This is a genomic window from Streptomyces canus, assembly GCF_030815415.1.
GTDB classification, from domain to species: domain Bacteria; phylum Actinomycetota; class Actinomycetes; order Streptomycetales; family Streptomycetaceae; genus Streptomyces; species Streptomyces canus_F.
Map to the genome: position 1 here is coordinate 1,891,683 of NZ_JAUSWW010000001.1, position 18,774 is coordinate 1,910,456.

16 protein-coding genes, 1 tRNA gene and 1 pseudogene are annotated in these 18,774 nt (G+C 71.7%); 1 reads left to right on the forward strand and 17 read right to left on the reverse strand.

Going from position 1 to position 18,774, the window contains the following annotated elements:
• The 10 genes and pseudogenes from QF037_RS08890 to tdh all read right to left on the reverse strand — a co-directional run bounded on the left by QF037_RS08890 (nucleotide 1) and on the right by tdh (nucleotide 10,911).
• The gene (locus QF037_RS08890; protein ID WP_307023530.1) at nucleotides 1-2,850 is read right to left on the reverse strand and encodes a SpoIIE family protein phosphatase; all 2,850 of its coding nucleotides are present in this window, start codon (nucleotides 2,848-2,850) and stop codon (nucleotides 1-3) included.
• Between the two features lie 244 nt (nucleotides 2,851-3,094).
• Nucleotides 3,095-3,168: transfer RNA gene (locus QF037_RS08895), tRNA-Pro, on the reverse strand.
• 81 nt (nucleotides 3,169-3,249) lie between these two features.
• Nucleotides 3,250-4,451 (reverse strand): annotated as a pseudogene (locus tag QF037_RS08900) (MFS transporter).
• A 172-nt stretch (nucleotides 4,452-4,623) separates the two neighbouring features.
• Nucleotides 4,624-4,983, reverse strand: a complete 360-nt coding sequence (locus QF037_RS08905; RefSeq protein WP_307023531.1) for an MmcQ/YjbR family DNA-binding protein — start codon at nucleotides 4,981-4,983, stop codon at nucleotides 4,624-4,626.
• A 30-nt stretch (nucleotides 4,984-5,013) separates the two neighbouring features.
• Nucleotides 5,014-5,547, reverse strand: a complete 534-nt coding sequence (locus QF037_RS08910) for a GNAT family N-acetyltransferase (protein WP_307023532.1) — start codon at nucleotides 5,545-5,547, stop codon at nucleotides 5,014-5,016.
• A complete protein-coding gene (locus tag QF037_RS08915) occupies nucleotides 5,544-6,131 on the reverse strand; it encodes a helix-turn-helix domain-containing protein (RefSeq protein WP_307023533.1) in 588 nt (195 codons plus the stop codon). The genes QF037_RS08910 and QF037_RS08915 overlap by 4 nt, the downstream gene beginning before the upstream one ends.
• A gap of 59 nt (nucleotides 6,132-6,190) precedes the next feature.
• Nucleotides 6,191-7,564: a B12-binding domain-containing radical SAM protein gene (locus tag QF037_RS08920; protein ID WP_307023534.1), complete on the reverse strand. Its 1,374-nt coding sequence runs from the start codon at nucleotides 7,562-7,564 to the stop codon at nucleotides 6,191-6,193.
• A gap of 36 nt (nucleotides 7,565-7,600) precedes the next feature.
• Nucleotides 7,601-8,503, reverse strand: a complete 903-nt coding sequence (locus QF037_RS08925) for a LysR family transcriptional regulator (RefSeq protein WP_307023535.1) — start codon at nucleotides 8,501-8,503, stop codon at nucleotides 7,601-7,603.
• A gap of 36 nt (nucleotides 8,504-8,539) precedes the next feature.
• Entirely contained in the window at nucleotides 8,540-9,733 is a 1,194-nt protein-coding gene (locus QF037_RS08930; RefSeq protein ID WP_307023536.1) for a glycine C-acetyltransferase, read from the reverse strand.
• A 149-nt stretch (nucleotides 9,734-9,882) separates the two neighbouring features.
• Entirely contained in the window at nucleotides 9,883-10,911 is a 1,029-nt protein-coding gene (gene tdh, locus QF037_RS08935) for an L-threonine 3-dehydrogenase (RefSeq protein ID WP_307023537.1), read from the reverse strand.
• Nucleotides 10,912-11,154: 243 nt separating this feature from the next.
• Here tdh and QF037_RS08940 point away from each other — a divergent pair, with 243 nt between their 5' ends.
• A complete protein-coding gene (locus QF037_RS08940) occupies nucleotides 11,155-11,760 on the forward strand; it encodes a GOLPH3/VPS74 family protein (RefSeq protein WP_307023538.1) in 606 nt (201 codons plus the stop codon).
• A gap of 25 nt (nucleotides 11,761-11,785) precedes the next feature.
• Here QF037_RS08940 and QF037_RS08945 read toward each other — a convergent pair whose 3' ends face one another.
• The 7 genes from QF037_RS08945 to QF037_RS08975 form a co-directional block, all read right to left on the reverse strand.
• Nucleotides 11,786-12,364, reverse strand: a complete 579-nt coding sequence (locus tag QF037_RS08945) for a GAF domain-containing protein (protein WP_307023539.1) — start codon at nucleotides 12,362-12,364, stop codon at nucleotides 11,786-11,788.
• 60 nt (nucleotides 12,365-12,424) lie between these two features.
• A complete protein-coding gene (locus tag QF037_RS08950; RefSeq protein ID WP_046257443.1) occupies nucleotides 12,425-13,024 on the reverse strand; it encodes a GTP-binding protein in 600 nt (199 codons plus the stop codon).
• Nucleotides 13,002-13,373 (reverse strand): DUF742 domain-containing protein, encoded by a 372-nt coding sequence (locus QF037_RS08955; RefSeq protein WP_307023540.1) that lies wholly within the window; start codon nucleotides 13,371-13,373, stop codon nucleotides 13,002-13,004. Before QF037_RS08955 ends, QF037_RS08950 begins: the two co-directional genes overlap by 23 nt.
• A 2-nt stretch (nucleotides 13,374-13,375) precedes the next feature.
• Entirely contained in the window at nucleotides 13,376-13,810 is a 435-nt protein-coding gene (locus QF037_RS08960) for a roadblock/LC7 domain-containing protein (RefSeq protein WP_307023541.1), read from the reverse strand.
• A gap of 68 nt (nucleotides 13,811-13,878) precedes the next feature.
• Nucleotides 13,879-15,930 (reverse strand): ATP-binding protein, encoded by a 2,052-nt coding sequence (locus QF037_RS08965; RefSeq protein WP_307023542.1) that lies wholly within the window; start codon nucleotides 15,928-15,930, stop codon nucleotides 13,879-13,881.
• 578 nt (nucleotides 15,931-16,508) lie between these two features.
• Nucleotides 16,509-17,744 (reverse strand): MBL fold metallo-hydrolase, encoded by a 1,236-nt coding sequence (locus QF037_RS08970; RefSeq protein ID WP_307023543.1) that lies wholly within the window; start codon nucleotides 17,742-17,744, stop codon nucleotides 16,509-16,511.
• Between the two features lie 71 nt (nucleotides 17,745-17,815).
• Complete coding sequence (locus tag QF037_RS08975; RefSeq protein WP_307023544.1) at nucleotides 17,816-18,655, reverse strand: MOSC domain-containing protein; 840 nt, start codon at nucleotides 18,653-18,655, stop codon at nucleotides 17,816-17,818.
• Between the last annotated feature and the right edge of the window lie 119 nt (nucleotides 18,656-18,774).

Consider the following 18,774-nt stretch of genomic DNA (forward strand, 5'->3'; position numbering starts at 1 on the left):
TCACGCGCCGTCGAGCCCGCATTCGGCCCAGATGACCTTGCCGTCCGGGGTGTAGCGGGTACCCCAGCTCTGTGACAGCTGCGCGACGAGGAAGAGTCCACGGCCGCCCTCGTCGGTGGTGGCCGCCCGGCGCAGGTGCGGGGCGGTGTTGCTGGTGTCGGAGACCTCGCAGATCAGTGTGCGGTCGTGGAGCAGCCGTACCCGGATGGGTCCGGCACCGTGGCGGATGGCGTTGGTGACCAGCTCACTGAGCATCAGTTCCGCGGCGAACGCGGCCTCGTCGAGCCCCCATTCGGCCAGCTGTCGGGTGGCGGAGGCGCGGACTTCGCCGACGAGGGCCGGGTCGGCGGCCAGCTCCCAGGTGGCGATCCGAGCGGAGTCCAGGGCGTGGGTGCGGGCGACGAGCAGAGCGACGTCGTCGCACAGGTGGGCGGGCGCCACGGTGTCCAGGATCGCCTGGCAGGTCTCCTCGGGTGAGCGCTCCTGATGGTGCGCCAGGGCCACGCGCAACTGGTCCAGGACCACGTCGACGTCGCGGTGACGGTCCTCGATGAGTCCGTCGGTGTAGAGGACCAGTTGGCTGCCTTCCGGGAGGTGGATCTCGACCGCTTCGAAGGGCAGGCCGCCGAGGCCGAGAGGAGGCCCGGCGGGCAGGTCGGGAAACGACACGTTGCCGTCGGGGTGGACCAGCGCGGGCGGGGGGTGGCCGGCACGGGCCATGGTGCAACGCTGAGAGGTCGGGTCGTAGATGGCGTACAGACACGTCGCGCCGATGATGCCGGCGCCGCCGGAAGCAGGGTCCTCCCGGTCCAGGCGTCCCACGAGGTTGTCGAGGTGGGTGAGCACTTCGTCCGGGGGAAAGTCGAGTTCGGCGAAGCTCCGTGCGGCGGTACGCAGCTGGCCCATCGTGGCGGCCGAGAGCATGCCGTGCCCGACGACATCGCCGACGAAGAGGCCGACGCGAGTGCCGGACAGGGGGATGACGTCGTACCAGTCTCCGCCGACGTCGGATTCGGACGGCAGGTAGCGATGGGCGACCTCTACGGCGTCCAGGTCGGGCAAACCGTGCGGGAGCAGGCTGCGCTGCAGGGCCAGGACCATGGTGCGTTCGCGCGTGTACCGCCGGGCGTTGTCGATGGACAGGGCAGCGCGGGTGGCGAGTTCCTGGGCCAGCGCGCGGTCGTCGTCTCCGAAGGGGGCGGGGTCCTGCGAGCGGTAGAAGGCTGCGACGCCCAGGACGACACCGCGGGCGACCAGGGGCACCGCGATGAGGGAGTGGACTTGGCTCAGCAGTTGTTCGGTGTGCTCGGGATCCTGCGCGAGCCAGCCCGCGGCGACCTTCAGGTCCGGTTCCAGCACTGCCTCCCTGCTGGTCAGACACCGCAGTTGAGGCGTTGTCGGTCCGTAGTCGACCTGCTTGCCGACGGGATGGAAGGGCCAGTCGGCACGGCTGCCGTGGACCACCGTACGGCGCAGGTCACTGCGGGGATCGGCGGACTCCTCGCCACGCAGTACAGGCTCGGGCAGATCGATGGTGACAAGGTCGGCCAGTCGCGGCACCGCTGTCTCTGCGAGTTCTTCGGCGGTACGGCGCACGTCCAGGGTGGTGCCTATGCGGGTGCTGGCCTCGGACAACAGCTCCAGACGGCGCCGCGCGGCCAAGGCGTACGTCCCCACGTGCGGCTCCCCCACCATCACGAGCCCTCTCGCGGGAGGCGGGGAGTCGAGGTGACCGTCCGTCGCACCGCCGACGTCGGCGGTCGTACCGCCCGCAGCGACGTGGCCGGGTACCGTGACGGAGAGATGCCTGGGCGCCGCGACGCCGGGAACGGCCCCGGAAGTCAGGAGTGCGGAGGCGACGGCAGGCTCGGCGGGGAGGCCCAGCTCCACGTCGACCTGGTGCGGCACCGTGAAAGGCTCGCGCTGCAAGGGGGCAGGGAGGACGGCCTCTATGGCGATGCCCTCGACTCGGGAAGCACTGGTCATCGGACGGCTCACGAGCGTGACTTGCCGGCCGTCGGACAGGGACACCGTGACCGCGGCCCGCTGCGCGCGTGAGATCAGCTCTGCGGCCTTCTCCATGATGATCGCCCGGTCACGGGGGTTCAGTTCGAGGGCCAGTCGGTCCACGCCAACGCGGCGGAAGCCGGCGGCGACTTCGGCTGCGGTGTCCAGGTACGCCCGCAACAGTCCGTGCTCACGCGCGGAACTCTGTGCCAGCAACCGCCGTTCGATGGCCTCGGCCGACTTGCGTATCACGAGGTCCAGCGCCGGGTCCTCGGCGCTGCGCGGGTAGCCGAAGCACAGGACACCTTCGATGCGGCCGCTGAGCGGGTCGCGGACGGGAAGCGCGCGGCAGGCGCTGCCCTGGGAGCGCTCGGCAAAGTGCTCAGCACCGTAGACCCGGATGAGTCGCCGCTCCGCAAGGGCGAGACCGATGCCGTTGGTACCGGCGACCTGCTCGGCGAACACGAAGCCTGGGATGCTCTGGATCGCCGGGAGACTTCGGGCCAGCGACGTGTCTCCGAAACGGCGCAGCAGAACCATCCCGCTCGCATCGGCGACGGAGATGTTCATCGCGCTGCCGGCGAACCTGGACTGCAGCCGGTCGAGCACCGGCACGGCTGCGTGGACGAGTCGGCCGTCGGGATCGAGATCCCCCCGGAAGGGAAGGTCGGACTGGTCCGCCGACAGCCCCATGGACCGGCAGCGCTGCCAGGAATTCAGGATCGACGTTCGCACACCCGCCTCGACCGGCTCCCCCTGCAGAAACCGCTCACGAAAGCGGGCGGGCCCCGTGCCGCCTGTCGCACGCCCCGTCGGTATCGATTCGCCGCCGGACCGAACCACGCTCCGCCTCACTCACACTTCAGATAATCGACATTTCGAAATTATCCGACATTGACGAGGATACGGGCATCAGGGAAATGCGTCACGGTTCGTAAGGCCTCTCACGCACGGTACCGGACCGGTAGCCCAGGCGGCCTGAGCCCGGTCGCGGGTGGCTGCGGGTTGTCATCACGCCGCCGGTCACGTGTCACACGAACGACAACAGCGGGCCTGCCGATGTCGGCAGACCCGCTGATGAACACCGTCGGGACGACAGGATTTGAACCTGCGACCCCTTGACCCCCAGTCAAGTGCGCTACCAAGCTGCGCCACGTCCCGGTGTCCGTCTGACCTGGGCTTTCCCCCGGCCGAACGTGCAGGGAAACAATACCGCACTCGGGTCGGTGGTCGCGCACCCGTTTATGCGGGGCCGCCGGTCCCGGGGCGGGCGTCGGCGCGCACGAGGTCACGTATCGCGGGGACCGTGAGCAGGGCGGCGCAGACGACGAGGCTGGTCGCACCGGAGACGAGGAGGACGTGGTCGGCGCCGAGGACCGCGGCGGAGGGGCCGGCGAGGGCCTGGCCGACGGGCATCAGGGCGAGGGAGCCCGCCACGTCGTAGGCGTGGATGCGGTTGAGGGCGTCGGCCGGGACCTGGGTCTGGACGCTGGTCGACTACATCACGCTCCAGAACGCCATACCCACTCCGGCGACCGCGGCACCGGCCGCCATGGCCGGTACACCGAGGCCGGCGCCGACGCTCGCCGGGAAGGCCCCGAAGCCGACCAGGGCGATCGCCCCGGCGCGGAGCATCCGGCGGGGGCGCAGTCGCAGCGCGAGCAGTCCGCCGATCACCGTGCCCGCGCCGAGGGCGGAGTTCACGAGGCCGTAGGCGCGTGGGCCGTGCTCCTGGACCACCTCCGTGGCGACCAGGGGGACGGTCGGGCCCGAGACGGCGATCATGTAGAGGCCCCAGATGGCGATCACGCCCCAGAGCCAGGTGCGGGATCTGAACTCCCGCCAGCCCTCGACCAGATCGGCCCCGAAGGTGCTGGTGGTGTGCGGGGGCCGGCCGTCGTCGGGGGCGCGCGCGGGCAGTCAGAGCAGGAGGAGGCACAGGGCGCTCACGGCGTAGGTGGTGGCGTGGGTCGCGAAGACGCCGCCTGGTGAGGCGAAGCCGACGAGCACACCGGCGAAGGCGGGGCCGGCGAGCTGGGCGCAGGCCTCGGCGACGCGTATCGCGCCGTTCGCGCCCTGGACGTCGGTGGCGAGGCGGCGCACCGTGCTCGCGACGCCGGGCTGGAACAGGGCGCCGGCCACGCCGTTGGTGAATCCGATGGCGCAGATCTGCCAGAGCACCACGTGCCCGGAGAAGAAGAGCGTGGCGGCCAGGGCCTGGGTGCCGACGCGCACCAGGTCGGCGCCGATCATCAGCCTGCGGGTGTCGAAGCGGTCCGCGATGACCCCGCCGAACACGACGAACCCGGCGAAGGCGGCCGCCGTGGCGGCCATGGCGAGGCCGACCGCACCGCCCCGTACCCGTGCTGGAGCAGTCCTGCGGCGAGGGCGACGGGCAGCATGGTGTCGCCGAGTCTGGCGACGGCCCGCGCGCCGAAGAACAGGGCGAAGTCCCGCGACCAGACGGTGGGACTCGCCGGCTTGCTCCCCTGGTCACCGGCGACGCGCTCGGCGTGCGACGACGTCCCGGTCACCTCTCACACCCTCCCGGCAGGTCCGCCCCGGCTCTCACGGCTCCGGATCATGCCACGGGGGCCGACGGCGTCCGAGGGAATTTCAGTCCGCGGCCGGTCTGCCCAACTCGGGGTGGCTGTCGAGGAGTCGGGGCGGGGCGGCCTGGCGCCAGGAGTCGGCCAGGATGGCCCGCAGTTCGTCCTCGTCCTCCAGCGCGGCGAGCCGGGCCCGCACCCAGGCGAACTGCGCCTCGTGCTCGGCGATCCAGAACTTTGCCGGCTCGGCCAGCACCAGTTCGTTCCGCTCCTCCTTGGGGCAGCGCACCGCGAGGGAGGTCTCCTCCTCGGGCAGCGTGGCGAACATCTTGCCCGCGACCCGGAACGTGGGCATGCTCCAGGCGATCTTCTCCGTGGTGTCCGGCAGGGACAGGGCGATACGGCGTACGTCTTCGGCATCCGGCATGGCAGGCACCGTAGTCGCTCGCACTGACAATCACCTGGTGGGAGCTGCTGCTCCCAGTTGCTTGAAGTAGAGGGTGGTCGGCCGCAGCACCCCGGCCGGGTCGGCCGCGTAGTCCGGGATCACGCCGGAGCGGGTCCAGCCGGCCGTCGTGTAGAGGTGCTCCGCCGGGCTGTCGGTCTCGGTGTCCAGGTGGAGGAGGGTGACGCCGGCCGCGACGGCGGCCTCCTCGGCGGTCGTCAGGAGTCTGCGGCCGAGGCCCCGGCCCCGGGCGTCCCGGTGCACCATCAGCTTCACCAGTTCGGCGCGGTGGCGGCTGTTGGGTTTGTCGGGAAAGGCCAGGCTGACCGTGCCGACCACCCGCTCGACGTCGTGGGCCGCCCAGATCGCGAGCGACCCGGCGGCCACACCGGCGGCCCGCTCCTTCCACCAGGCGGTGGCCTCGGCGTGGTCGAGGGGTCCGAGGAAGCCGATCGAGGCGCCCCCGTCCACGGTGTCGGCCATCAGGCCGGCCAGCGCGTCCAGCCGGTCCAGGACCTCCTTCTCGTCCAGGCGTGTCACGTTCACGGCAGCACCACCGCCAGGGCGTAGCGCACCGGCTCGGGTCCCGCGCACCGGAACCGCGTCGGCCCCCACACCCGCAGCCGCAGGCAGTCGCCGGTGTCGAGGTGGTGCTCGACGTCCTGGGCGGTCACGTCGAGCGCCCCCTCCAGGACCCAGATGTGCTGTTCGAGGCCGGGTACGGGCGGCCGGTCGTAGGCGATGTCGGCGCCCGCGGCGAGCCGTCCCTCGACGAGTTCGCCGCGCAGCCCGGTGTGCGGCGGTGACACGGACCGCCGCAGGAAGCCGGAGGCCCGGTCCTCCCACACCGGCTGTTCGGCGGCCCGCACCAGCGGGGCGGGTTCGGCCTCGACCTCGCTGAGCAGCTGGGACATGGTCCGCCCGTACACCCCGCACAGCCGGTTCAGCAGTGAGGCGGTGGGGCTGGTCTCCGCCCGCTCGGCCCGCGACAGGGTCGACCTGCTCACTCCGCTGCGCTCCGCCAACTCCCCCAGCGACCAGCCGCGTTCGGCCCGCAGCTCGGAGAGGCGGGCGCCGAGCCGGACGTCGACGGGGTCGGGTCCCGTCTCGACGACGACATCCTGTTTCATATCCGGGATGCTATCCCGGATACGGGACGCCGGTCATCGTGACCCCTCTCACTCCCGCCTCACTCCCGTCCGCCGAACGCCGCCAGTGTCCGCTCCAGCGCCGGCATCGCCCGCACCACCCGCTGCGAGCGGATCAGCAGGTCCCACGCGGGCTCGAACTTCTTCCAGCCGCCCGAGTACGCGAGGTGCCGCAGCCGCTCAGGACGGCCCGGCTGGGCCGCCGATCCGCGCCAGATGTTGGACCAGCGGTAGAAGTCGCGGTACGCGCGCCAGTAGCCGTCCTCCAGCTGACGTGGCGTCATCATCTGGGGCCGGTAGACGACATGCCGGGTGTCGTACAGGTCCCAGTCGCGGTGCACGATCCGGTCCTCGGACTCCATCTGCTTCCACAGTCCGGTCGACGGATAGGGCGTCATGATGTGGAAGGTCGCCGTTTCGATGCCCTGCTCGACCGCCCACGCGACGGTGCGGTCGAAGACGTCCGGGCCGTCCTGGTCGAGTCCGAACACGAAACTGGCGTTGACCATCACCCCGGCGTCGTGCAGGCGCCGTACCGCGGCCGCGTAGTCGGCGCCGATGTTCTGGTTCTTGCGGCGCTCGGCGAGGTTGGCGTCGTTGACCGTCTCGAAGCCGACGAACAGGCTGCGCAGCCCCGCCTCCACGGCCTTCTCCAACAGGCCCGGCTTCAGTACGGAGTTGACCGTGCCCGCCGCCTGCCACAGCCGCCCCATACCCTTCATGCCGTCGAACAGGGCCTCCGCGAAGCGCCGGTTGCCCAGCAGATGGTCGTCGAGGAAGTAGAGATGGCGGCCGGGCAGCCGGTCGATCTCCGCGAGGGCGTCGTCGACGGTCTGGGTGTAGAAGGACTTGCCGCCCTCGAAGAAGGCATCCTTGTAGCAGAAGTCGCAGTGGTGGGGACAACCCCGCGACACCACGAGGGAGTTGGGCACCAGATAGAGGTGACGCTTGATCAGGTCGCGTCGGATGGGCGGCAGTCCGGCCAGGGTGCGCTGGGTCGAGTCGTAGCGGCGGGCGGGGACTCCGTCGCGGAAGTCCTTCAGGAACAGGGGCCAGGTGTCCTCACCGGGGCCGGTGAAGATCGTGTCGGCGTGGGCCGCCGCCTCGTCGGGGAGCGAGGTGACATGCAGACCGCCCATGGCGACATGCACACCCCGGGCTCGGAAGTGGTCGGCTATCTCGTAGCTGCGCCTCGCCGAGGTGATGTACGGCTGGACGACCAGGAGGTCGGGGGTATCGAGGGCCTCGAGATCGATCCGCTCCACGTGTTCGTCGTGGAGGGTGACCTCGTCGTCGGGGTCCAGATAGCCGGCCAGGGTCGCCAGGCCCAGGGGCGGGAACAGCGAGTACTTGATGGGCCGGAACAGCGGGCTGGTCGCCTCGGTCAGGGCCGGGAGGATCATCGTCACACGCATGACAGCTCAGACTGCTTTCGGCCGGTGGCCGGTTCCCTACGGCTGGGCGGCTTCTTCGAGCGCTTCGAGCACCGGGCGGATCAGCGGGTGCCCCTCCGCTCCACGCCGTACGGCCGCGAAGACCCGGCGGGTGGGCGCGACGCCGTCGACGGGCCGTACGACCACGCCGGTCAGATCCATGCCGATCAGCGCGGACCGCGGTACGAGCGCCACGCCCGCGTCGGCCGAGGCCAGGGCGACGACGGCCCGGAAGTCGTCCGAGGAGTGCTCCAGGCGGGGCTGGAACCCGGCGTTCTCGCAGGCGAGGACCACCACGTCATGACAGGGGTTGCCCGGGTAGGGGCCGATCCACGGGTCCTTGGCCAGCTCCGCCAGCGGCACCTCGCTCACGTCGGCCAGCCGATGGCGTACGGGGACGACCGCGTCGAAGAGCTCGGCGTACAGCGGGACGTGGGACAGCCGGGGGTCGTCGGCGGGCGGCGCCCCTCGGTACTCCACCGCCACGGCGACGTCGACCTGGCGGTCCAGCACCATCGGCAGACTGGCGTCGCCCTCGGCGTCCTGGACGCGGATGCGGATGCCGGGCGCGGTGTCGGCGAGACGGGCCACCGCGGGGGCGACGACCAGGGCGATGCCGGTCGCGAAGGAGGCGACGGTGACCGTGCCGGCCTGCCCCGTGTCGTACGCGGCCAGCTCGGCCTCGGCCCGCTCCAGCTGGGCGAGGACGGCGTTGGCGTGGCTGAGCAGGATCTCGCCGGCCGGGGTGAGCCGTACGCCCTTCGCGCCGCGCTCGACCAGGCGGTGCCCGGTCTCCTGCTCCAGCGCCGTGAGCTGCTGGGAGACCGCCGAGGGGGTGAGGTACAGCGCGGCGGCAGCCGCCGTCACCGTGCGGTGGTCGGCCACCGCACGCAGGATGTGGAGCCGCCGCGCTTCGATCATGAGATCGATTGTCTCAAATGCCCCGTGCGCTCCGGCTCAGCCCCCCAGCTCCGCCCGCGCCGCGACGAAGGCGTCGACGGCCCGGTCGACGTCGGCCGTGGAGTGGGCGGCCGACAGCTGAACGCGGATACGCGCCTGGCCCTGGGGGACGACCGGGTACGAGAAGCCGATCACGTACACACCGCGCTCCAGCAACAGCTCCGCCAGGCGTCCCGCCTTGCCCGCGTCCCCGATCATCACGGGTGCGATGGCGTGGTCGCCGGGCAGGATGTCGAAGCCTTCCTCGGTCATCCGGCGGCGGAACAATGCGGTGTTCTCGGCGAGCCGGACGCGCAGGTCGTCCGCCGACTCCAGGAGGTCGAGCACCTTCAGCGAGGCGGCGGCGATCACCGGCGCGAGGGTGTTCGAGAAGAGGTACGGGCGGGAGCGCTGGCGCAGCAGGGCGACGATCTCCGCACGGGCCGCCACATAGCCGCCGGACGCCCCGCCGAGCGCCTTGCCCAGCGTGCCGGTGATGATGTCCACGCGGTCCATCACCCCGTGCAGCTCGGGAGTGCCGCGGCCGCCGGGACCGACGAAGCCGACGGCATGGGAGTCGTCGACCATGACCATGGCGTCGTAGCGGTCGGCGAGGTCGCAGATCTCGCGCAGCGGCGCCACATAGCCGTCCATCGAGAACACGCCGTCGGTGACGATCAGACGGCGTCGCGCGTCGGACGCGTCCTTCAACTGGGCTTCCAGGTCGGCCATGTCACGGTTGGCGTAGCGGAGGCGGCGGGCCTTGGACAGGCGGATGCCGTCGATGATCGAAGCGTGGTTGAGGGCGTCGGAGATCACCGCGTCCTCGGGGCCAAGGAGCGTCTCGAAGACACCGCCGTTGGCGTCGAAGCAGGACGAGTAGAGGATCGTGTCCTCCTGGCCGAGGAACGCCGAGAGACGGGCCTCCAGCTCTTTGTGCACCTCCTGCGTCCCGCAGATGAAACGCACGGACGCCATGCCGTAACCCCAGCGGTCGAGTGCCTCGTGGGCGGCGGCGACCACCTCTGGGTGGTCGGCGAGACCGAGGTAGTTGTTGGCGCAGAAGTTGAGGACCTCACCGGGGCGGCCGCCCGCGGTGACGGCGACGGCCCTGGACTGCGGGGTGCCGATGACGCGCTCGGGCTTGTGCAGACCGGCGGCGCGGATCTCGTCGAGGGTGGCGCGCAGGTCGTTACGGACGGTATCGAACATCTCGGGCTCCAAAGAGGGACGTAAGGGCGAGTGAGCCGAAGGGGCGCGCCGATGTCGAGAGGGCGAGCGCGCGGAGGCCCGAAGGGCTGAGCACGGTCGGGCTCTCGACATCGGCAAAAGGCGCCCCGGAGGCGAACCGAGCCAAAAATTCAAGCAGACCAGTCGAGGATGACCTTGCCGCCGCGGCCGCTCGCCGCGTCGGCGAACGCCGCCTCGAAGTCGCGGTAGCCGTATCGGCCGGTGATCACGGGGGCGAGGTCGAGGCCGCCCTCCAGGAGCACCGACATCGCGTACCAGGTCTCGAACATCTCACGGCCGTAGATGCCCTTGATGGTGATCATCGAGGTGACGATCCGTGCCCAGTCGACCGGGAACTCCTGCGACGGCAGGCCGAGCATGGCGATCCGGCCGCCGTGCGTCATGTTGGCGATCATGTCACGCAGCGCCTCGGGCCGGCCGGACATCTCCAGGCCGATGTCGAAGCCCTCGCGCAGCCCCAACTCCCGCTGCCCGTCGGCGATCTGCCCCTGCGCCACATTGAGTGCCAGGCTCACGCCGATCTTGCGGGCCAGCTCCAGCCGCTCCTCGCTCACGTCGGTGACGACGACGTTGCGGGCACCGGCGTGCCGGGCGACCGCGGCGGCCATCAGCCCGATCGGACCGGCGCCCGTGATGATGACGTCCTCGCCGACCAGCGGGAAGGACAGCGCGGTGTGCACGGCGTTGCCGAACGGGTCGAAGATCGCGGCGACGTCGAGGTCGACGGGGACGCGGTGCACCCAGACGTTGGCGGCGGGCAGGGCGACGTACTCCGCGAACGCGCCGTCCCGTCCGACGCCGAGCCCGACCGTGGCCCGGCACAGATGGCGGCGCCCGGCGAGACAGTTGCGGCACTTCCCGCACACCAGGTGGCCCTCACCGCTGACCCGGTCGCCGACGGCGATGTCGGCGACGTCCCGCCCGGTCTCGACGACCTCGCCCACGAACTCGTGCCCGAGCACCAGCGGGGTACGGATCGCCTGCTGCGCCCAGCCGTCCCAGGACCGGATGTGCAGATCGGTGCCGCAGATGCCGGTGCGCAGCACCTTGATCAGTACGTCGCCGGGTCCGACGGCGGGCTCCGGGACGTCCGCGAGCCACAGCCCGGGCTCCGCCTTCTCCTTGACCAGCGCCTTCAACGCGGCTCCTGTGGGTGCGATCCCCGTGCGCGGACATACCGAAGAAGCCCGCGTCCGGGGAGAGGGGGTGGGATCGCGTAGCAATCTGCCGTACGGCAGCGCCCCAGGTCCATCGAGGTTTTCTTAACCCGCGCCGCAGCTCCGCTTCACGCCCGCCACCGGTGAACCCTTCCGTGGGGAACACCGGGCCGCGGATGCCCGTTGGAATCCCTGAGGACGCCATGGACCCACGGGGAGCCGCACATGAACACCGCACGTGATCTCGCTCTGCTCGCTCTGGGCGCGGCGCCCGAGGCTCCGGTGGAGCAGGGCGATGTGTCGCTCGCGCTCGCGGGCTCCGAGCTGCTGGACCTCGTCGAGGCCGGTGCGCTCCAGGTGGACGACGACCGGATCGTGCCCGGTGCGCCGCAGGTCACGGGCGACCCGCTGCTGGACGAGGCCGCCGCCACGCTCATACGGGACGAGCCGTACGAGTCGGTCGGGGACTGGCTGTGGCGCAGGGGCGACGGGCTGTCCTCCGCGTACCACTCCGCCATCGAGCGGGAAGGGCTGGCGGCCCGGCCGGGGGGCCGGGTGCTTCCGCCGCGGAGCGGACGGACGACGCTGGTCGACTCGCCCGAGCGGACGCGCGCCGAGACCCGCCTCGCGTCCGGCGACCCGGCCTTCACGGCCCTGGTGGCCGCCGCCGGGATCCGGGAGGAGCCCGCCGAGACCCTCGAGATCACTGACGACGTGGTCACGAGCGTGCTGGCCGCCGTCGGGGACGCGGTGATGGAGCTGGAGGCGGTGCGGCAGCGGCGGGCGATAGAGAACTCCGCGTTCGACAACATCTGGCGGGGCGGGGTCTGAGCCTCGGCGCGGCGAGGCGGGGGCTTCAGAGCGGGAGGCCGTCGGCCTCCATCCGCTCCAGTCTCGTGACGAGTTGCGCCGCCGACGACTTGATGGTTTCCAGGCCGGGCCTCCCCCAGGGCCGCGGCTCCACGTCAACGACACACACCGTGCCGAGGACCATTCCGGTTCTGTCGATGAGGGGCGCGCCCAGATAGGAGCGGATGCCGAACTCGTCGACGACCGGGTTACCGGCGAACCGCGGGTAGTCGCAGACGTCCTCGAGGACCAGGGCCTTGCGACGGACGACCACATGCGGGCAGAAGCCGTGGTCGCGCTCCAGATGACGGCCGAGCTCCGGTTTGGTCTCTTCGGCGCGCACCACCACCGGCCGGGCGTCCGGGGTGTGCAGTCCGGCGAAGAACTGCCGTTTCTCGTCGATGAAGTTGACCATCGCGTACGGCGCTCCGGTCAGCTCGGCGAGCCGGTCCGCGAAGGCGTCCAGGGCCGGCTCCGGCCGCTCGCCCAGACCCAGCCCGTGCAGTCGGGCGGCCCGTGCGGGCGCCTCCTTGTCCTCGGGGGTGAGCAGCAGACGACCGGCGGGGCGCACCGGGTCGTAGCTCATCGGCGGGTTCCGTCGCTGTGGGTGTGGGTCATATGCGCTCCGTGGCGTCGGGTGCGGGGATCACATGTGGGCGCCGTGGCTCGGCGCGGGTGCCGGAGCGTGGGCGATGAGGTGCCGTACGAGGGTCAGCAGGGTCTGGACGCCGGAGCTGGAGATCCGGGCGTCGCAGCGGACGATGGGGATCTCCGGGGCGAGGTCGATGGCGGCGCGGACCTCCTCGGGGTCGTAGCGGTAGGAGCCGTCGAACTCGTTGATCGCGACGATGAAGCCGAGACCGCGTTGTTCGAAGAAGTCGACGGCGGCGAAGCAGTCCTCCAGCCTGCGGGTGTCGGCGAGGATGACCGCGCCGAGCGCACCCTCGGAGAGTTCGTCCCACATGAACCAGAACCGCTCCTGCCCGGGCGTGCCGAACAGGTACAGCACATGTTCCGGATCGAGGGTGATGCGGCCGAAGTCCATGGCCACGGTCGTCTCGACCTTGTTCTCGATCCCGTCCAGGTTGTCGGTCGCGGCGCTGACCGTGGTGAGCAGTTCCTCGGTGCTGAGCGGCGCGATCTCGCTGACCGCGCCCACGAAGGTGGTCTTGCCTACTCCGAACCCTCCCGCCACCAGGATCTTGAGTGCGGTGGGGAAGGGGTCAGAGCTGTCGTCGTAGTCCATCGAGCACTGCCTCCAGAAGGGCCCGGTCAGTCGGGTTGTGGGTGAACTCGGGGGGCTTGGTGGTGAGCGCCCCGCAGTCGACGAGGTCGGACAGCACCACCTTGGTGACGGCCGCCGGCAGTTTCAGATGGGCGGCGATCTCGGCGACTGAGACAGGTGCCCGGCACAGATCGAGTGCCTGGGTGTGTTCGAGGCCGAGATAGCCGAGGGGGGTGGCTCCGGTGACCATCACCTGCGACAACAGGTCGAGCGCGATGGTGGGTCTGGTGCGGCCGTTGCTGACCGTGAAGGGGCGCACCAGGCGTCCGGCCGCGTCGTCGAGCCAGGGCCCGTCACCGGCCGCCGTCACATTCAAGGCCTCATCGCCGTCGGTTCGCCTGCGTGCTGCCGGGGTGCGGTCACCAGATAGGGGCGCACGCTCTTGACCAGCATCGCCATCTCGTAGCCGAGGACGGCGGCGTCGGCCTCGCGGCCGGCGAGCACCGCGAGACAGGTGCCGGAGCCCGCGGTGGTCACGAACAGCAGGGTCGCGTCCAGTTCGACGACCACCTGGCGGACGTCTCCGCCGTCCCCGAAGCGGACTCCGGCGCTGCGGCCGAGGGAGTACAGGCCGGAGGCCAGGGCGGCCATGTGGTCGGCGCTGTCGGTGTCGAGACCGTGGACCGACTTCACGAGCCCGTCGCAGGACAGGAGTACCGCGCTGGTGGTGTGCGGGACACGCTGCACGAGGCCGCTCATCAGCCAGTCGAGATCGGATACATGGCCGGTCGGCGCTTCGCTCGCCATGGTGGATCGACTCCTTGAGGTACGAAGGTCTGCGGGAGCGCTGGGGGGTGGGGTGGAAACGGGGGTGGTCATCCGGCTGTTGCGCTCCCGTCGTGCCGGGTGGGGGTGTGGTCGGGGCGGGCCGCGGACCCGCCGTCGTGCGCGCCGCGCACCTCGGCTATCCGGCCCTGGTCCATGGCGGGGGCGTCCTGGGGTGCCGGGGCGGGGTGCGGTGCGCCGAGGTACGTGGGCCCCGTCCGGTCCGTGTCGAAGCGCACGGCCTCCATGTGCGGGGCCTCCGGGCGGCCCGCGTCCGGGTGGGGCGCCCCCGTGTGCTCGGCCTCCAGGTGCTGCTGTGCCTCGGCGAGGCCGACGCCGCGCTGAAAGGCCGCCATGAGACCCGGGTCGTGACCGGCGAGGTGGTCCGTCTCGGGACGCGGTGCCGCCGGGCCGTCGCGCAGCTGGGGTGCGATGTGTTCCTGGGCGCGGCGGCGGGGCAGTTGGGGCTTGCCCATGGTGCCGCGCACGGTGCCGGTGCGCGGGGCGGGAGGCACGGCGGTGCGGTCGTCGGCACGGTGCCGGTCGTCGGGGCGGACGCCGGGGACGGCCTCCGCCGGGTTGGGCCGGGCCTGGTGGGTGCCGCGCACGGGCAGCGGTACCGCCGCGCCGGTGTCGGGCGCCGGGACGGCGGCTCGCGGGGCGTCCGGCTGCCGGCGAGGCGCGAAGGGTACGACGCGCTGCGGCCCGGTATCGGCGACGGCACCGCCATCAACACCGGCTCCGGCTCCGGCGTACGGATGCTGCGGCGGCGGTACGGAGACCCCCGTCCTGTCCGTCGAACCCTGCGGCGGCACCGGCGGACCCGGAACGCCCGGGCCCGTGTCCGGCGCTCCTGTCCCGCCCGGTGACCGCGGCATGGCGCCCGGCGCGTCCGGGTCCGCGCCCAACAGCCCCTGCGGTACGACGAGTACGGCCTGTACGCCGCCGTAGATGTTCGTCTGGAGCCGGACGTTGATGCCGTGCCGCCGGGCGAGCTGCGAGACCACGAACAGGCCGATGCGGCCGTCCGCCAGCAGGCTGCCCACATTGACCTGGTCGGGGTCGGCGAGCAGGGCGTTCATCTTGTTCTGCTCGCCCACGGGCATGCCGAGCCCGCGGTCCTCGACCTCGACGGCGAGCCCGGAGGTGACGAGGTTGGCCCGCAGCAGGACCTGGGTGTGCGGCGCGGAGAACACCGTCGCGTTCTCGACCAGTTCGGCGAGCAGGTGGATGACGTCGGCGACGGCGTGCCCGCGCAGGGTTCCGTCGATGGGCGGCACGAGCTTGACCCGGGAGTACTGCTCGACCTCGGCGATGGCGGAGCGCAGCACCTCGGTCATGGAGACGGGGTGGCTCCACTGCCGGCGGGAGACGGCGCCACCGAGCACGGCGAGGTTCTCCGCGTGCCGCCGGATGCGGGTGGCGAGGTGGTCGACGTGGAAGAGGCCCTTGAGCAGGTCGGGGTCCTCGATCTCGTTCTCCAGCTCGTCGAGGATGGAGATCTCGCGGTGCACCAGTGACTGGAGGCGTCGGGCGAGGTTGAGGAAGACCTCGAGTTTCTGCTCGCTGCCCGCTTGGCTGGAGAGCTGGGCCGCGTGGACCACCGCGGTGACGGCGCCGTCGTGGGCGCGGGTCAGGTCGGCGGCGAGGAGTTCGAAGTCGTCGGCGTCCTCGGGGGGACCGCCGCGCGGCTTGCGCTGGGGCGGTCCGTCGCCGCGGCGCAGCGCCTCGACGAGGGCCCGCAGATCCGCCTCGCCGCGCGCGCTGGTGCGGCGCAGGGCACCGATGCGGTCGCTGACCGCCTTGGCCGCGCGGTCGGCGGCCACGGCGGCGATGAGAATGCCGGCGAGGGCGACCGAGAAGGCGCCGGCGAGCACGCCCCACAGGGTGAGACCGGGCTGTGCGCCGGTGGAGCGGACCGTGAAGAGGACGGCTGCCGAGCCGCTGAGGCCGACCGCGATGGGCGGCAGAACGGCGAGCCGCAGCAGCTGTGGCCGTAGGTGCGTCTCGGGCAGCGCGGGTGCGGGCCGGGCGGCCGGCCTTCCGTGCCGGCCTCCTTCGCGGCGGTCTGCGCGTGTCGCCGGTGCGCGGAGCTGAGCCATCGGTGTCCTCGTACTGGTGGTCCGTCGGGCCTGGTCGCCGGGCGGGCCCGGATGCCCGCGGGCGGGTTCCCGTGGTCCGGTGCGTGCTCCCGCCTGTTCCCCGGCGCGCTCGCCGCGGGCGGCGCGCACTCCGACGCGGTCGTCCGTCACCGGCTTCCCCCGGTGCCCGGTTGCGGTCGAGCTGGGGGGATCCCCATCGCGTCGACTCCCTCCTCCGGCTCGCGGCTGCACGTACCAGACCCCGCTCCCTGATCCGGTCGGATTCCGATGACGCCCCGGCAGGGTGTGCGCCATCGCGGCGTCGGTCGAGAGCGCCGAAAAGGCGGCCCTGCGTCGCCCGACGGACACTCACAGTAGTCGGCAAGGCATCATGTGCGGTGGGCAGTTGACAAACTCGTACGCGGAGCGTCCCGCTCTGGTATGAGGCTTCGTACGACAGCCCGATAAGCCCTCGGACGTCCGCTCGGGAACGAGCGGGCTTCGATCGGACCTGGTCAGAAGCGGTCACGAGAAGACGGCGAGGGCCGGAGAGCGTGACGCTCTCCGGCCCTCGCCGTCAGTCGCTGTTCGGCCCGGGATCAGCCCGCGGGCACGGGTTCGGGCTCTCCGGTGCCCTCGGTCGCGGCACCGGGAATGTCACGGGCCGTGTCAGCCGCCGGGCCCGCCTCGCTGCCCACGCCGTCCGCGGGCCACCCGCCCGCCGGCACCGCCGCGACACCTCGCCACCACGGCTCGCCCGGCACGGTCTCGGCGGTGGGCTCGAAGGGCTCGCCCGGCCGGGGCAGGGCAACCCGGGACCCGGCCCGGCGGGCGGCCGCGAGGGTGCCCTCCCCCGGGTCCGCCCACGCGTGCGTGGCCAGGTTGAAGGTCGCCCAGTGGATCGGCAGCATCGGTCCGGCCGACGGTCCGCCCTGGAGGTCGAGGTGGGCGCGCATGCCCTCCTCGGGCGTCATGTGGATGTCGGGCCAGAAGTCGCTGTACGCGCCGATCTGGATCATCGTGGCGTCGAACGGGCCGTGCTCGGCACCGATGTCCTTGAAGCCCTCGAAGTAGCCGGTGTCGCCGCTGTGGAAGACCCGGTGCTCCTCGCCGGCGACGACCCAGGAGGCCCAGAGGGTGTGCTGGGTGTTGCGCAGGCCGCGGCCGCAGAAGTGGCGGGCCGGGGTGGGGGTCAGGGTGAGACCGCCGACCTTGGTCGTCTCGTGCCAGTCCAGCTCGCGCAGCCGGTCGGCGGAGACGCCCCAGTGCTCCAGGTGGGCGCCGACGCCGAGCGGCACCGCGAAGAGGGTGTCGGTGCCGGCCAGCGCCTTGATGGAGGGCATGTCCAGGTGGTCGTAGTGGTCGTGCGAGATGACGACCACGTCGACCGGGCCGAGCGCGGCCAGCGGCAGGGGGACCGGGTGGAGGCGCTTGGGGCCCGCGAAGGGGATCGGGGAGCAGCGCTCGCCCCACACCGGGTCGAAGAGCACCCGGTGCCCGTCGATCTCCGCGAGCACGCTGGAGTGCCCCATCCAGGTCAGCCGCAGTCCGGTGGCCGGCGGCCGGGAGATGTCGGCGAGCGTGGTGGGGTGCACGGGGATCCGGCCCTCGGGGGCGCGGTGGGGCCGCTCGTCCTTGTCGAAGAAGACCTTCGCGAACTCCACCGTCGAGCCGGAGGGCCGGGTGCGAGCGAAGCCGCCCGGGTTCTGGAAGACCCCGTCCTTGAAGTGCGGGGATCTACGAATGCGTGCGAGGCGCTCACCGCTCGGGTCCACGCCGAAGGCCGCGGGCTGCAGCGCGCGGAGCCCGGAGCTCAGGGAACGGAAACCGGACACGGTACCTCCAGGTGGAGTCGGTGAGGCGTTCCATTATGGTCGGCTTCTCCGACAAACCAGGACCGCCCTGGTCACGGCCGCGTGAATTCCACCTCGGCACTGCCCCACGCCGTGACGTCCACCTCGTCGCCGACCGCCAGCTTGCCCTGCCGCAGCACGGAGAACTTCACGCCGAACACGGTGCCGACGGCGCCGCGGCGGTAGCCGGCCAGGGTGCGGATGGGTTCCGGGCCACCCTTGGCGCCGCGCTCCTGGTCGACCAGAGTGACGGCACAGCGGACGGCGAGCTTCGCGTAGGCGAGCTTGGTGCCGCCGATCAGCATGCGGTGGGCGCGGTCCTCGGTGTGCGGGGTGTCCCAGCCGCCGATCACGATGTTGGGGCGGAAGCGGTTCATCGACAGGGGTTCCCCGCCGCGCTCGGCGATCCTCTCGTTGAGCAGGTCGAGGCTGGAGCGCGAGAGCACGTGCAGCGCGCCGCTGTCCGCCCAGCCGGCGGTGCCCGGCGTTCTGCCGTCGGTCACCCGGTCGTGCTCCGGCGGTACCCGGACGAGCCGGCTCGGGACGCCGAGCACGTCGGTGAGCCACCGCGCCGCGGAGTCTCCCTGGTCGATGCCCCGGAACGGCTTCCCGAACAGTTCGACGGGCCGCCGCTCTCCGATGGTGTCGACGTCGACGGCCACCTCGCCATGGTCCGGCGCGCGCAGCGTGAGCCGCTCGCCCGCGGCGTCGATGCCGGGCAGGATCAGCGCGAGCCGCGGGTCGCGCCGCTGGGTCCGGAACACCCCTTCGTCGCTCACGACCATGAAGGCGCGGTCGTGGGCGAGCCCGGCCGGCGTCACCATCGCCTCGCTCGCCGAGATCCCGGCGCATCCCTTCACCGGGTAGTACGACAACTCGACGACGTTCGCCACGTCCCCGCCCCCATCCACCGACCAGTACGTTCCCGAACGGAACGTAACAGCCCCGGATCCGGACCCGTCAACCGGTTTCCCCTCGCGTTGACAGCGCCCCGACCACCTCCCGATACTGA